The sequence below is a fragment of the Aquitalea denitrificans genome (assembly GCF_009856625.1).
Classification (GTDB): domain Bacteria; phylum Pseudomonadota; class Gammaproteobacteria; order Burkholderiales; family Chromobacteriaceae; genus Aquitalea; species Aquitalea denitrificans.
Window position 1 is genome coordinate 2,451,116 of sequence record NZ_CP047241.1, and the last position, 13,957, is coordinate 2,465,072.

A 13,957-nucleotide genomic window follows, 5' to 3' on the forward strand; every position below is an offset into this window, starting at 1 on the left:
CCTTGCCTCTGGTGCAACTTTTGCCCCGACTGCCGTAGCCAGGCCGGCCTTATGACACCAATGAATGCACGCTACCCCGCTTTTGCAAAATCATGTATGATAATGATTATCATTTATAATAATATTATGTCATGAAACCTGCACATCTTCTCTCCACTTCCCTGCTCATCCTGATTCCACTGACTGCCAAAGCCGACGACACCGCCACACTGGAAACGGTCTCTGTCAGTGCCTCCACTGACAGCCCGCCGACACACAGCTACCAGACCCGCGAAACCAGCGTGGCCGGCTACGCCCAAAGCACACTGGATACCCCGCAAGCCGTGCAAAGCGTCAGTCCGCAAACCATTGCCGACAAGCAGGTAAAAACCCTGACCGAAGCAGTCGGCACTGTCAGCGGCGTAGTGGAAAGCAACACCCTGGCCGGCATCCAGGACAGCTTCACCCGCCGTGGTTTTGGCGAACGTAATGACGGCAGCATCCTGCGCGATGGCGTCCGCTCTTACCTGATGAGTAATTTCGATGCCACGACCGAGTCCGTGGAGGTTCTGAAAGGGCCGGCATCCTTGCTGTATGGCATTCAGGAGCCCGGCGGCGTCATCAATGTCATCAGCAAAAAACCGGAAAACTCCCCCAAGACCACGCTCAGCGCGCAAAGCTCCAGCTTTGGCGGTGGCTCTGCCACGCTGGACACCACCGGCCCGGTGGGAGATTCCAATTTTGCCTACCGCCTGATTGCCGACAAACAGGACACCGACTACTGGCGCAACTATGGCAGCACCAAACGCAGCATGATTGCCCCTTCCCTGTCCTGGAGCGATGAGCGCAACAAACTGCTGCTGTCTTACCAATACAGCGACTTCTCCACGCCATGGGACAGAGGCACGGTGTTTTACAATGGCAAGCCTCTGAACGTCGCTCGGGAAACCAGGCTGGGCGATACGCTGGATGTGGCCCAAGGTCATACCCAGGCTGCAACGGCCAGCTTCAGCCGCTTGCTGGGCAATCAGTGGAGCCTGGACAGCCGGCTGGCCTGGAATGAAATCAGCTACAGCAACTACGAAACCCGCGCCACCGCATACAACGCCCGCACCGGCGTGCTGACCAGACGGCTGGATGGCAATGTGGTGAACAACAGCACACTGGCCTTTTCCACCAAATTGCAGGGCGAGCTGTCCATCCTCGGGCAGAACCACAAGCCCGTCATCGGCCTGGATATCACCCAGTCACGCGAACTGCGCTCGGATACCTTCCGTGGCAGTGCCAGCACCGCCACCCAACTCAATGTCAACAACCCGGTTTACGGTGTACTGAGCACGGCCAATACCACCTTGAGCGCCACTCAAAGTGACAGCCGCAGCAGCATCGACACCCAGTCGCTGCTGCTGATGGACAACTGGGAACTGTCACCGCAATGGCGCACCACCTATGGTCTGCGCTATCAGCATTACCGCCAGGAAGATGGCGTGGGCCGGCCTTATGTGGTGAGCGACCGCAGCGATGGCTATACCGCCCTGCCGCAGTTTGGCCTGATCTACAAACTCAATCCGCACTGGTCGCTGTACGGCAGTTACAGCGAGTCTTTTGTCCCCAATGCGGCCAGTGATGGCCAAAGCTTTGAGCCGGAACGCGGCGTGTCACACGAGGCGGGCCTGAAGCTGGAACAAAATGGCATTAGCGCTACCGCAGCGGTGTTCCACATTGAAAAAACCAATGTTGTCGCCACCGACACCGATGGCATCGACAAAGCCATGGGCAAGGTGCGCTCCCAAGGGGTGGAGCTGGATGTCAGCGGTGAAATCACCCGCAAGCTGTCACTGACACTGGCCTGGGCCTATACCGACGCGGTGGTGACCAGTGATCCGGTCTATGCCGGCAAACAGCTTTACAACGTACCCAAGCACAGTGGCAGCATCAACCTGGCCTACGATCTGGGCAATGACATGTTTGGCAACCACTGGCGCATTGGCGGCGGCACCCGCTATGTAGGCCAACGTCAGGGCGATGCGGCCAACTCCTTCCAGCTGCCATCCTATTACGTGACCGATGCTTTCATCGCCTGGCAAACCCGTCTGCGCGGCCAGAAGCTGGAAATCCAGGCCAATCTGAAAAACGTGTTCGACAAAACCTACTACGCATCCGGCACCGGCACTACCACCAGCAGCAGCAGTGGCAGCGTGTCCACCGTGCGTCTGGGCGATCCGCGTGAGTTGCTGGTCAAGGCCAGCCTGACTTTCTGACACGGCATACAGACAGCATCGGAATACCATCTTGAAACGTTTCATCATCTTGCTGCACCGCTATCTGGGCCTGGGTGCAGCCCTGCTGGCCATCACACTGGGCATCAGCGGCAGCCTGCTGGTTTTTCGGGCCGAACTGCAGTCCGAGATCAGCCCTGACAGCCGACCTACCCTGGCCACGCCCGTCAGCTACCAGGCCGCTTATGCCATGGCGCGGCTGCACTACCCACATGCCGATATCAGCCTGCGTTTGCCGGAAAACAGCCGAGACAGCATTCAGGCACGTGTGCGCAGCAAGGGACAGCCAGATATTACCCTGTGGCTGGACCCGGTCAGTGGCCGCATCCTGCAACAACAGGACAGCAATGCCCAAGGCTGGGGCTGGCTGCACGAACTGCATGCACGTCTGCTGCTGCCGGAGGGCAAAATCTGGGTGGGCTGTGCGGGTGTGCTGATCACCCTGGTACTGCTAAGCGGCATCATTCACTGGTGGCCGAAGAACTGGAGCAAGGCCTGGCGTGTACGCCGGGACAAGGGCGTGGCCATTCTGGTGAGCGACCTGCACCGCACCGCCGGTGCCGCCATGCTGCTCTTGCTGCTGCTCAGCACGCTTAGCGGCCTGGTGCTGGCGTTCAATCAGCCCCTGCGTGACTGGCTGACACCAGCCAAGCAGGGCAAGCCAGGCAAGCACGCCACCATCCAGCCTACCGGCCAGCGCCTGCCACTGGATGTCCTGATCCAGCTTGTCCGAACCCGGCTGCCAGAAGGCAGGATAACTGGCATCAACATCAGCGCCAGATCGGACAAACCAGTGGAAATACGCCTGAAAATGCCTGGGGAGATGCATCCGAATGGCAGTACGCTGGTGCAGGCAGACCCCTATCAGGGCAAGCAGCTGCGTATCGAGAAAACAGAAACCAGCAACCCCTGGCGTCGCGTCAGCAGTTGGGCGCTGGTGCTGCATGATGGCAGCTTTGCCGGGACCGCCCAACGGGTGGCCACCGCACTCACCGGGCTGCTGCTGATGCTGCTGGGCGGATCGGGTGTCTACCAATGGCTGGCGCGCCGCAGAAAACAGGCCGCGGTACGCACTGCCGGTGTAGCAGCAGGCATTGCCGGACCATAACCATGCATAATCTGGTGCCACCTGGTACGAAGTCATGCGGGACCAAGAAATCGGCCCCTGCCGCACAAGCTGCAGGGGCCGGGTAGGCGGAAACAACCAGGCAGAAACGCAAGCAGGGACATACCGCAAGCGTGGAACTAGAAATCGTCCAGCCCGCAAATCTGCGTATCCTGCTCCATTTCCTTTAGCAGCAGGATTTTGATCGGCACCACCATTTCACGGATGTCCTGCTTGGCGCGGTAGACGTCCGCCTCCAACTGACACAGTACCAATTGGTATGCCAGATCCAGCATTGCTTCAATATTGGGAGATTCACCGTCCAACGCTTGTTCCTGCTTCTGTAAAAAGTCCGGTGCTCAAAAAAAGACCGGCGGGTTTGCAAGGTGCAGCCTCGTGGTATCAAAGTATCGGCCATTCGACTTGGCCGCGTCCACTCCATATCAAACAAAACGGTACAAGATTTTTAACATGTCCCGAAATGTATGATTATCAGCCAGGCATCAGGCTACGGATTCAGGGAAGTTTTTATTATCTGGCATGGCATGTTTACCATTCATACCGGAAACCGCATATGTATTCTGGCCCTCAACCTGCCGGAGTAAGGCAAGATTATTTGATCTACCAGAGTTTTCCTGTCCGCAACAATCCGGTCAATTGATGAAAATGCTTAGCACATATCAGCTGGGCTTCTGCGACACTCAGCACGCCAAGTGAAATGAGAGCCGTTCAGTCCCGGTGCACAGGAGCTGACACCCTCCGCATGCCAACAAGAAAAGCAGCCATATCCGCACCACAGGTCTGCTGTTTTGCCAGCAGCCATCCTTGTTGACATGATTTTCCGATATTTACGTCCCCTCCCACTCCCGCCTTCATCCCATAGATAAAAAAATGCCGGATCGCGAGACCCGGCATGAAGAAGAGACATGCAAGAAGGAGAAACAGAGACAACGGTACAACGGACAACAACATCAAACCGGTTGCGGCGTCAGTCGCAGATAGGGCCGTACGGCACGGTAGCCCTGGGGAAACTTTTCACGGATCAGCGCTTCATCCTGTAGCGACGGCACGATCACCACCTCCTCACCCTGCTGCCAGTTGGCCGGGGTGGCCACGCTGTGGTTGTCAGTCAGTTGCAAGGAGTCGATCACGCGCAGGATTTCGGCAAAATTGCGGCCGGTACTGGCCGGGTAGGTGATGATCAGCCGCACCTTGCGTGCAGGATCAATGATGAACAGCGAGCGCACGGTATGGGTGCTGCTGGCATTGGGGTGAATCAGGTCGTAGGCCTCGGACACCTTGCGGTCCGCATCCGCCACGATGGGGAAATTCACTTCGGTCTGCTGGGTGTCATTGATATCGGCAATCCAGCCATGGTGGGCTTCCACCGGGTCTACCGACAGCGCCAGCACCTTGACGTTGCGGCGGGAAAATTCCTGCTGCAATTTGGCGGTGGCACCCAGTTCGGTGGTGCACACCGGGGTGTAGTCCGCCGGATGGGAAAACAGCACGGCCCAGCTGTCACCCTTCCACTGGTGGAAGTTCAGTTCGCCAATGGTGGATTGCTGGCTGAAATCCGGAGCGATGTCGCCAAGTCTCAGAGTCATGCTGGTTTCCTTTAGGGTGTGATTACGTGATGGGCCTACTGTAAGCACTGCCACGCCGGTCGTGAACCAAGTAAAACTGCGTTGCTTATCAGGCGGCGGCTGGATAAGCCTGGCAAAGGCTGCATAAGCCGCCTGCTACACGCAGCAAAAAGGGCCGTCCATTAGGACGACCCCTGTTTGAAATGCAACGCAGCAACTACTGCTGGCTGATGATGGTGCCGGCAGGCTGCGGGCCGTGGTCCAGATAGGCCGACACACGCTCGCCCCAGCGCTCGAACGGGTAGTAGTCCCAGATGGCGTGGTGCTGGGTGGCCCAGTTGTCCCATAGCAGCAGCATGTCCGGCTGCCAGTGAATGCGCGCCTGGAAGGGCTGGTGTTTTTCGATATGGCGGTACAACAGCTGCAATAGCGCATCGCTTTCGGTGCGGCTCAGCTGCACGATATGCGAGGTAAACGCCTCATTCACAAACAGGAAGGGGCGACCGCTGAACGGGTGCTTTGCCACCACCGGGTGTTCGCTGGCATTGAATACCTGGCCCGGCTTGGGTTCGGCACCATAGCCATTGCTCCAGCCTTCCCGCCCGTCATGCACGGCAGTCAGCCCCAGCAGCAGTTGCTTGATGGGTTCGGACAAGGATTCATACGCTAAGTAGAGATTGGCAAAGGCCGTGTCGCCACCGCCGACTTCCGGCAGGCGGGTAACGCGCAGGAAAGACGCCCAGATGGGGTGCGGGTCGCAAGACACATCGTTATGCCAGGCATCACCTGCGGTGTAACGGGTGGTGCGGCCGGTTTTCCAGCCCAGGATTTCGGCGTCGCCACTGCGCGCGGTCAGCTGGGTGCTGTCGCCCAGCACATGCTGGTGCAGGCTGCCAAACAGACGGCCAAAGGCCTTGTGCTGTTCGGCATTGATGGCCTGTCCGGGAAAGGTCAGCACCAGATGTTCGGTCAGCGCCTGGCGGATTTCCTCCAGTTGCGCAGGCGGCAACGGCTGGCTGAGGTCGACACCGCGGATTTCCGCCCCCAGGGCCGGGGACAGGCGCTTGAGGTCGAAGGTCTGGTACTGCTGTTGCGGGCGGGTGTTCCAGCCTTCAATGGCCAGCTTGTCGTTGTAATCCTGATAAAAGCTCATCCTGGCAGCCTCTCAAAGCAAGGGAAATGAAAACACGGCCTGTCATGACAGGACATAACCATGCACATGGAGTGGATATTAAAAAACCATTCCCGCATTCCCAACCAAGAAAAACCGGATTGCTTATTCCCGCGGCCGCATGGGCCGCCACAACTCAGCCTTGCAGCCAGAGCATGCCGCTGATGGAGAAGAACGATGTCACCGTGGCCGCCAGCAAGCTGGCCGCGCACAAGCCCTCATGGCCGTACTTCTGCCCGATGATGGGGTAGATGCTCATCATCGGCGCGCAGGCAAACAGCACCGCCGCCATTTGCAGCCAGGCCGGTACCGGCAGCAGGAAATGCAGCAGCAGGAAGATCAGCAAGGGGTGCAACAGCAGCTTGCCCAGCACGATGGGGGAAATCCGGCGCACGATGCCACGGGTTTTCAGGCCCACCAGCGAGCCGCCAATGACAAACAGTGACAAGGCCACCGAAGCCTGTGCCATCAGCTCCAGCACCTTGCTGAACACGCCCGGTAGCTGCACGCCTGCCAGCGAGCACAACACCCCGGCGCTGATGGCAATCACCAGCGGCGAGCGCAGCAGGCGTCCGCCCACCTGGTGCAGCAGATGCGCCCTGCCCTTGCCGCTGGCGTCCTGGCTTTCCAGCAGGATCAGCGCCAGCGGAAACACCAGCGCATTTTCCACCAGCATGGTCATGGCCAGTGCAATACCGGCCTTGGCGCCGAGCAGCTGCGAGACAATGGGAAAGCCGATGAAGCCGCTGTTGGACATGGACATGCCCAGTCCGAACAGGGCACTCAGACGCAAATCATGCCCAGCCACCATGCGGGCAAACAGCATGCCCAGCCCCAGCGCCAGCAAGGAACCCAGACCGTAGGCCAGCAGGTAGTGCAGGTCCACCACCTCGACAAAGGACTGCCGGGTGAGCGCACGGAAGATCATCGCCGGCAGCGCAAAAGTAATGACAAACTGCCCCAGCGCGCGAATATTGGCCTGGGCAAACCACTGCCGCCAGGTTACCCAGTAACCAAGGGCAATCAGGATGAAGATGGGTCCGGTGATACTTGCAATAGCCAGCACAATACTACTTTCCGCCCCAAGAACCTCTAACAAAAACCCTGCTGCTGCGTTGCGCCTGCTTGCCGTACTCTTGTACTGTCGGCGTCGGCGTGCCTTGCCCCAGGGACACTACGCTATTTTGTTAGCCGTTCGGAGGCAATCAGGTTTCGGAGGAATACCCCAGCCATTCGCGGATATGCTCGCGAATCAGCTCAATGAACAGCTGCTGGGTGAGTGTTGATGGATGACGCAGGCTGATGGCCATGGCCAGCTTGCTGGACAGCACCGGTTCGACAATCTTGCGCACGGTAAAGCGTGAGGCATCGGCCAGCGAGGTCACCGCGCTGCGGGTGAGCACCGCCGAGCCATAGCCATCGGCCACCAGCTCCAGAATGGCGGACACACCGTCGATTTCCAGCTCGATGTGCGGACGGCAGCCGATATTGGCCAGCTCGGACTCCACCAACATGCGGATGGAGTTGGGACGACTGGGGATGATCAGCGGCGTGCTGGCGACATCGCGCAGGGTGATAGTGTCCGGGGCATTGTCAAAGCGGGCCGTCATCAGGAACAGTTCTTCTTCCAGCAAGGGGAAGGTTTCCACTTCGGCAGACGGAATCACGTTGTACAGCAGGGCCACATCCAGCCGCCCGGCCACCAGCGCCTCGTGCATGGTGACGGACAGGCCCTCGCAGATGGACAGCGAGGCATTGGGCAGCCGGGCGCGGAAGGTTTTGGTCAACGGCACCGCCAGTACCTTGAGCAGGCTGGGCGGCAGCCCCACCACCACATGCCCGGCCATGGCACCACGCACCTTGCCCAGCTCCTCCTTCACCCGCTCCACCTGGTGCAGGATGCCCAGGCTGTGCTCCAGCAAGACCTTGCCCGCCTCGGTCATGGAAACACCCCGGCCATTGCGGATCAGCAGGTTCTGTCGCAGCTCCACTTCCAGCATGCGGATCTGCCGGCTGAGTGCCGGCTGGGCGATGTTCAGCGTATTGGAGGCGCGGGTAAAACTGCCCAGCTCTGCCACGCAGGTAAAGTATTGCAACTGTTTCAAATCCATATGCCAAACCTTCTTGTCGATTGGCCAGCCAGCGCTGTCTGGCGGCCATTGCTATTCTGTCCCGGGGCAAAGACCCAAGGCAGAAGCATGGCACTGCCTCTGCAGTCTGTCCAAGTACATGTTGGCATCATGCGCCCTCCTCGCCGCGCTGGCTGAGCAACTGCCCGGCATTGGCCGGCAGCTGCCACACATCCCACAGCGCCAGCAGCGTCAGGCCAGCCAGGATGACAAAGGCAAAATGATAATGCGCCAGCTGGCTGGCAGCCGGCAGCCAGCGCTCCGCCAGGCGTAGCGCAATGGCGGCAATGGCGATGCCGAAGCCATAGGCCATGCGCAGCAGCATATTGAACAGGGTGTTGGCATGGCTCATCTGCGCCTGCGGCACATCGACAAAGGCCAGCGTACTCAGCGTGGTAAAGGTCATGGAGCGGGCCATGCCGGACAGCAGCAGCACCAGCACCAGCCACGGCAAGGGCGTGGCCGGCCCGAAACCGGCAATCAGCAGGGTCAGCAGCACCAGCGCCAGGCCGCTGAGCAGCAAGGTGGTGCGAAAGCCAAAGCGCCGCAGCGTGCTGCTGGTAATCATTTTCATGCCCAGATTGCCGGCAAACAGGATCAGCAGCAGCAGACCGGCGCGAAAGGCATCCAGGCCCATGCCCAGCTGGAACATCAGCGGCAGCAGAAAGGGCGTGGTATTGATGGCGGCGCGCAGCAAGGAGCCGCCAACAATGGTTGTGCGGTAAGTGCGGATGCGCAGGATGGAAAAATCCAGCAAGGGTGCCGTGCTGCGACGGCAATGCCAGCGCAAGGCAAGCAGCAGCACACCAGCACAGGCCAGGCTCAGCATGGTCAGCATCAGCGGCCCCTGCCCGCCCACCTGTTCCAGGCCACTCATCAGCAGCAGGCAAGCTGCACCACACAGCAAGAAGCCCGCCCAATCGAAACGGCTGGCAGCCTGCTCATCGCCCTGTGCCGGAATCAGCCACCATGCCAATGCAAATGCCAGCACACCCAGCGGCAGATTGAGCAGGAAAATCCAGTGCCAGGACGCATAGGTGGTAATGAAGCCGCCCAGCGCCGGCCCCAATACCGGTGCCACCAGCCCGGGCCAGGTAATCATGGCAATGGCTTGCATCAGCTCTGGTTTGGGTGTGTTGCGCAGTACGGCCAGGCGCACCACCGGCACCATCATTGCCCCGCCCACGCCCTGCAACACCCGCGCCAGCGCAAACTGCCACAGGCTCTGCAACACCCGCGCCAGCGCAAACTGCCACAGGCTCTGCGACAAGGCACACAGCAGCGACGCCAAGGTAAACACCACGATGGAAACCATGAACACGCGGCGACAACCCAGCCGGTCGGCCAGCCAGCCGCTGGCTGGTATCAACAGCGTCAGGGTAAGCAGGTAGGCGGTAATGCCGATATTGAGGTCAACCGGATGCACAGCAAAAGATGCCGCCATCGCCGGCAAGGCGGTGTTGATGACGGTAGCATCAAGGTTTTCCATGAAGAACGCGCCGGCCACCAACAAGGGGATCAGCGAGGAAGAAGCGGCATGTCGGGCAAAAAATTGCATGGGCAGTCAGACGGATAAAACCGCAAGGCGGGTTGTCCCGGCCCTGCGGTGGTAGCTGCTTACATCAGGATCAGAAGTTTTTCCACATGCCCACAGCCAGCGAATGCTGCTTGGCAGCACCGGCGGCAGTGGCGCTGGGGTTGCCACCCAGCACGTAAGTGGCGTTGGCTTCATTGTGCAGCTCGGTCAGCAGCACATAAACCTGGGTGGTTTTGCTCAGTACGCGGTTGTAAGCCAGCGAAGCCATCTTGGCACCGCTGTCCTGCACGGCAGCCGAACCCTTCCAGGATGCTGCCTGACCATACTGGGCGGAGAAGATATTGGCCCCGTTGGTATAGGTGCCGATCAGGCTGCCGTAGTTGCGGCTGCGGCTGTGGCCGGTGAGGTTGATGTTGTCCAGGATGTCATGTTCCACCAGGCCACCAACATAGATGCTGCCAAAGTTGTAGCCTGCGGCCAGCATGTGCATCAGGCCGTTCTGGTAGAAGTTGCTGGACATCTGCTGCATGCTGCGGTTTTGCTGGAAGCCATAGCCCACGCGCAGCTGGCCGTCGTCGTAGTTCAGGTTGCCGGATACCAGCGTAGCGCCATGGGTGGCTGTTTCGGCACCGCCGGTGCCGCTGGTGAGCGAGTACTGGATACGTGCGGTGACATTATTGAATTTAGGCGTCTGGTAGCTTACCGAGTTACCGGCACGCACATCGAAACCGCCACTGGCCAGGCTGCCGCCGTTGGCCCACAGTGTGGCATCGTTGGAAATACCGGTGGCGTACTGGAAGTTGTTGCCCGCGATGTAGTGCAAGTCGTCAATTGCCACCAGGAAGTTACCTGCTTTCAGCGTACCCAGCTGGCTGGAGCTAAGACCGATAAAGCTTTCCCGACCGGCCCAGGTATTGGAACCGGTGCTGGAGCCATCGTCGATCGCCACACCGGATTCCACCTGCCAGATGGCTTTCAGGCCATTGCCCAGATCTTCGGTCCCCTTGAAGCCGATGCGCGAGGTATCGTTTTGCACCTTGTTGGTGGTAAATGCTGCCGATGAGCCAGTTGCCGCACCGGATTTGGTATTTTCAAAGTCAGCATGGATACGGCCATAAATGGTAACCGTAGAGTCATCCGCCAGCGCCGCATTGGCCAGCAGCGGAGAGAGAGAAGCCAGCAGCATCAGTTGGGTCTTGTGTTTCACGTCCATCTCCTATCTGTTTATTCACAGATTAATATTTATTTAAAATAAATTCACATAGCGGGCCTGGCATACGAGGGGCTATCCCACCCGGCCCAAACAAACACGCCCTTGCCGGCGACTGCCGCCTGATTGACACCTGTCATCAAAAGCGGTCAGATTCTGCTTTTATTGCCACTTCTCCTTTCATTGGTATCCGGTTTTGACCTCACCAGACTGCCCCACCACACCACTGCCTGCCCGGCGCAAGAACGATCCGGAAGGCATGCGCCAGCGCATTCTGGATGCAGCGCAAAATGAATTCGTCCAGCACGGTTTCAGCGGTGCCCGGCTGGACAACATCGCCGAACAGGCCAACACCAACAAGCGTATGGTGGTGTATCACTTTCACAGCAAGAAAGAGCTGTACATCGCGGTACTGGAGCGGGTGTACGGCGAAATCCGCGACATCGAAAAGCAGCTGCAGCTGCAGGGGCTGCCGCCACGTGAGGCCATGGCCCTGCTCACCGGCTTCACCTTCGACTACCACCACAAGCACCCGGACTTCTGCCGGCTGGTGAGCATAGAAAACATCCACCAGGCGCGGCATATTGCCGACTCGGACATCATCCGCCAGCGCAACCGCAGCGTGATTGAAGTAGTGGAAGGCATTCTGGCGCGCGGCATTGCCGACAAGATATTCCACGACCGGGCCGACGCCATCGACGTCCACATGCTGATCAGCTCGCTGTGCTTTTATCGCGTATCCAACCGCCACACCTTTGCCAGCCTGTTCGGGCGGGATCTCACCCAGCCCGAACACGCTGCCAGGCACCGGCAAATCATCATCGATACCGTACTGGCCTATCTGCAGCAGCCACCGGCCTGAGCCCGTGGCCACCGCTCAGCCACTCAATGGTGCATGGCCTTGCTGCCAGCGCTGACCGACTGAGCCGGCAGGCCCTTGCTGGCCAGGTTCTTCAACAACAGGGACAGCACGATGATGCCAGCCGGTACGGCCAGGGCTGCAAACACCTGAGAGAAGTCCCAGCCCCAGGCCAGCATCTGGCCACCGGCAAAGGCACTCAGTACCGCACCGATACGGCCCACGCCATGCATCCAGCTGGAACCGGTGGCACGTGCCGCAGTGGGGTAGAAACCGGCGGACAGTGCGTTCATGCCGGTATTGGCGCCGTTGAAGCAGAAGCCTACGGCAAAGGTCAGCGCACACAGCATCGGCAGATGGTGGGCAACCGAAGTGAAGCCGAACAGCAGCACGGCACCCAGGGCGTAAGTCGTAGCCAATACCTTGTGCGGGTTGGCACGGTCCATGCACCAGCCCATGAACAGGGAGCCTGCCGGGCCGCCAAACTGGAAGAAAGCAGCAATGAAGGCAGCATCAGCCAGAGTGTAGCCGGACTCTTTCACCAGGGTCGGCATCCAGCTACCCATCAGGTACACCACGAACAGGGCCATGAAGTAGCCCAGCCACAGCATGAAGGAACCAAAACGGTACTGGCTGGACAGCACGGTACGGATGGAATTGCCCTTGGGTGCGGTTTCGGCATTGCCCATGGTGAAGCTGGCATCCTGCATGGACAGGTCCGGTGCCAGACGCTTGACGATCTTGGAGATGCGCGCTGCCGGGGCATTCTTCACTACCAGAAAACGCACGGACTCCGGCAGAAACAGCAACAAGGCGATCGACACCACGATGGGCAGTACACCGCCAAAAATCAGCACGCTTTGCCAGCCGAAGTGCGGAATCATCCAGGCAGACAGGAAGCCGCCACCGGCAGCACCCACGGTAAAACCACAGAACACCACGGTCACCAGGAAGGAACGACGACGCTCAGGCGCAAACTCCGACACCAGTGTGCCGACATTGGGCATGGCAGCACCCAGACCCAGGCCGGTGAGGAAGCGGAAGATCACCAGATGGGTGATATCGCCCGAGGTTGCGGTCACCAAAGTCCAGAAACCGAAGAAAAACACCGACAACACCAGAACCACCTTGCGACCCAGATAGTCAGCCAGCGGGCCGGCAAACAGGGCTCCCAATGTCAGGCCCGCCAGCGCGGCGCTGAGCACCGGCGCCAGTTGCGGGTTGGTCACATGCCACAGGCGTTTGAGTTCCGGCGCGATGAAACCCATGATGGCCACGTCAAAACCATCGGCCGCGATAATGCAGAATCCAAAGAACACCACCAACCACTGAAAGCGGTTGATGGGACGATCGTCGATCAATGTGCGTACATTGATGACATTGCTGGCGTTACTCATCTGTTGTCTCCTGTTGCAGCGCTGACTATCAATCGCTGCCTTGTTGTTCTTACTGGCTGCTCTGGCCGTGCCAGTCAGATCCGCTCTTGCCAGTCACCAGCAGGCTGGCGTTCCTGCTGCTGTCCCTTGCCGGCTCACCTGATGAAATGGAAGCCCGGCCTATCGTGACTGGCCACTGCGGCCATGCACCCTTACCCGCTTGGTGCAGCCCGGGCCGGCATGCTTGTTCATGCATCCTGGGCATGGATTGCATTCTGACTTGGCATGAATTCTGAAAACATACCGCAAAAAATCTATCAGTTATACCGATTTACGATAACAGCGCCCCATCCATGTGCAGATATCCATGTCATGCTTTTGGCAGCCTTTTTTGTAGTTTTATTACGTTAAATCAGGGGATTAAAAAAATACAACAGCCGCTTTCAGCTCGAAAAAACCAGCGCAATGCCCCGTTTCAGTGCGGGAAATCCCTGAGTACTGCCACACCACAAATCCAGGCCTGGCCTGTATTTGCATCTTAGTTCAGCAGCTCCTGCCCCATCGTCCGTGCTTGTCATCCTGGTCCTGGCAGTTCCGGCGCAAAATCTCAAATTTCAAAACAAAGTTATTTTTTTGAATTGCATTCCATTTTTTGCGATTGCATACTTCAGCACCATCAGCCACCACAAATCAGGTCGGCCAGAGGTGGAAGCACTGCAATACAAA

The 13,957-nt window shown here is 58.8% G+C and carries 11 protein-coding genes; 3 read left to right on the top strand and 8 right to left on the bottom strand.

The window, feature by feature from the left end; all coding sequences use genetic code 11:
• Positions 1-131: 131 nt before the first annotated feature.
• The gene (locus GSR16_RS11085; RefSeq protein ID WP_159877356.1) at positions 132-2,240 is read left to right on the top strand and encodes a TonB-dependent siderophore receptor; all 2,109 of its coding nucleotides are present in this window, start codon (positions 132-134) and stop codon (positions 2,238-2,240) included.
• Positions 2,241-2,271: 31 nt separating this feature from the next.
• Positions 2,272-3,366, top strand: a complete 1,095-nt coding sequence (locus GSR16_RS11090) for a PepSY-associated TM helix domain-containing protein (RefSeq protein WP_159877358.1) — start codon at positions 2,272-2,274, stop codon at positions 3,364-3,366.
• 137 nt (positions 3,367-3,503) lie between these two features.
• On the opposite strand, the gene GSR16_RS11095 is transcribed toward GSR16_RS11090, so the two are convergent.
• The 7 genes from GSR16_RS11095 to GSR16_RS11125 all read right to left on the bottom strand — a co-directional run bounded on the left by GSR16_RS11095 (position 3,504) and on the right by GSR16_RS11125 (position 10,993).
• The gene (locus GSR16_RS11095; RefSeq protein WP_159877360.1) at positions 3,504-3,689 is read right to left on the bottom strand and encodes a hypothetical protein; all 186 of its coding nucleotides are present in this window, start codon (positions 3,687-3,689) and stop codon (positions 3,504-3,506) included.
• Between the two features lie 645 nt (positions 3,690-4,334).
• Positions 4,335-4,970 (bottom strand): peroxiredoxin, encoded by a 636-nt coding sequence (locus GSR16_RS11100; protein ID WP_159877362.1) that lies wholly within the window; start codon positions 4,968-4,970, stop codon positions 4,335-4,337.
• A gap of 196 nt (positions 4,971-5,166) precedes the next feature.
• On the bottom strand, positions 5,167-6,102 hold the full coding sequence (locus GSR16_RS11105; RefSeq protein WP_159877364.1) for a TauD/TfdA dioxygenase family protein: 936 nt from the start codon (positions 6,100-6,102) through the stop codon (positions 5,167-5,169).
• Between the two features lie 154 nt (positions 6,103-6,256).
• A complete protein-coding gene (locus GSR16_RS11110) occupies positions 6,257-7,186 on the bottom strand; it encodes an AEC family transporter (protein WP_159877366.1) in 930 nt (309 codons plus the stop codon).
• 139 nt (positions 7,187-7,325) lie between these two features.
• The gene (locus GSR16_RS11115; RefSeq protein ID WP_159877368.1) at positions 7,326-8,231 is read right to left on the bottom strand and encodes a LysR substrate-binding domain-containing protein; all 906 of its coding nucleotides are present in this window, start codon (positions 8,229-8,231) and stop codon (positions 7,326-7,328) included.
• Between the two features lie 127 nt (positions 8,232-8,358).
• On the bottom strand, positions 8,359-9,807 hold the full coding sequence (locus GSR16_RS11120; protein ID WP_159877370.1) for an MFS transporter: 1,449 nt from the start codon (positions 9,805-9,807) through the stop codon (positions 8,359-8,361).
• Positions 9,808-9,877: 70 nt separating this feature from the next.
• Positions 9,878-10,993 carry a porin gene (locus GSR16_RS11125; RefSeq protein ID WP_240902464.1) on the bottom strand — a complete coding sequence of 372 codons (1,116 nt, stop codon included), beginning with the start codon at positions 10,991-10,993 and terminating at the stop codon, positions 9,878-9,880.
• 199 nt (positions 10,994-11,192) lie between these two features.
• Between GSR16_RS11125 and GSR16_RS11130 the strand changes: the two genes are divergently transcribed.
• On the top strand, positions 11,193-11,858 hold the full coding sequence (locus GSR16_RS11130; RefSeq protein ID WP_205677413.1) for a TetR/AcrR family transcriptional regulator: 666 nt from the start codon (positions 11,193-11,195) through the stop codon (positions 11,856-11,858).
• A gap of 23 nt (positions 11,859-11,881) precedes the next feature.
• Here GSR16_RS11130 and GSR16_RS11135 read toward each other — a convergent pair whose 3' ends face one another.
• Entirely contained in the window at positions 11,882-13,252 is a 1,371-nt protein-coding gene (locus GSR16_RS11135; protein ID WP_159877372.1) for an MFS transporter, read from the bottom strand.
• Between the last annotated feature and the right edge of the window lie 705 nt (positions 13,253-13,957).

What these genes read in the sequence shown, in the direction of transcription:
- GSR16_RS11085 (WP_159877356.1), top strand. Translation starts at nt 132, where the DNA reads ATGAAACCTGCACATCTTCTCTCCACTTCCCTGCTCATCCTGATTCCA.
- GSR16_RS11100 (WP_159877362.1), bottom strand. Translation starts at nt 4,970, where the DNA reads ATGACTCTGAGACTTGGCGACATCGCTCCGGATTTCAGCCAGCAATCC.
- GSR16_RS11105 (WP_159877364.1), bottom strand. Translation starts at nt 6,102, where the DNA reads ATGAGCTTTTATCAGGATTACAACGACAAGCTGGCCATTGAAGGCTGG.
- GSR16_RS11115 (WP_159877368.1), bottom strand. Translation starts at nt 8,231, where the DNA reads ATGGATTTGAAACAGTTGCAATACTTTACCTGCGTGGCAGAGCTGGGC.
- GSR16_RS11120 (WP_159877370.1), bottom strand. Translation starts at nt 9,807, where the DNA reads ATGCAATTTTTTGCCCGACATGCCGCTTCTTCCTCGCTGATCCCCTTG.
- GSR16_RS11135 (WP_159877372.1), bottom strand. Translation starts at nt 13,252, where the DNA reads ATGAGTAACGCCAGCAATGTCATCAATGTACGCACATTGATCGACGAT.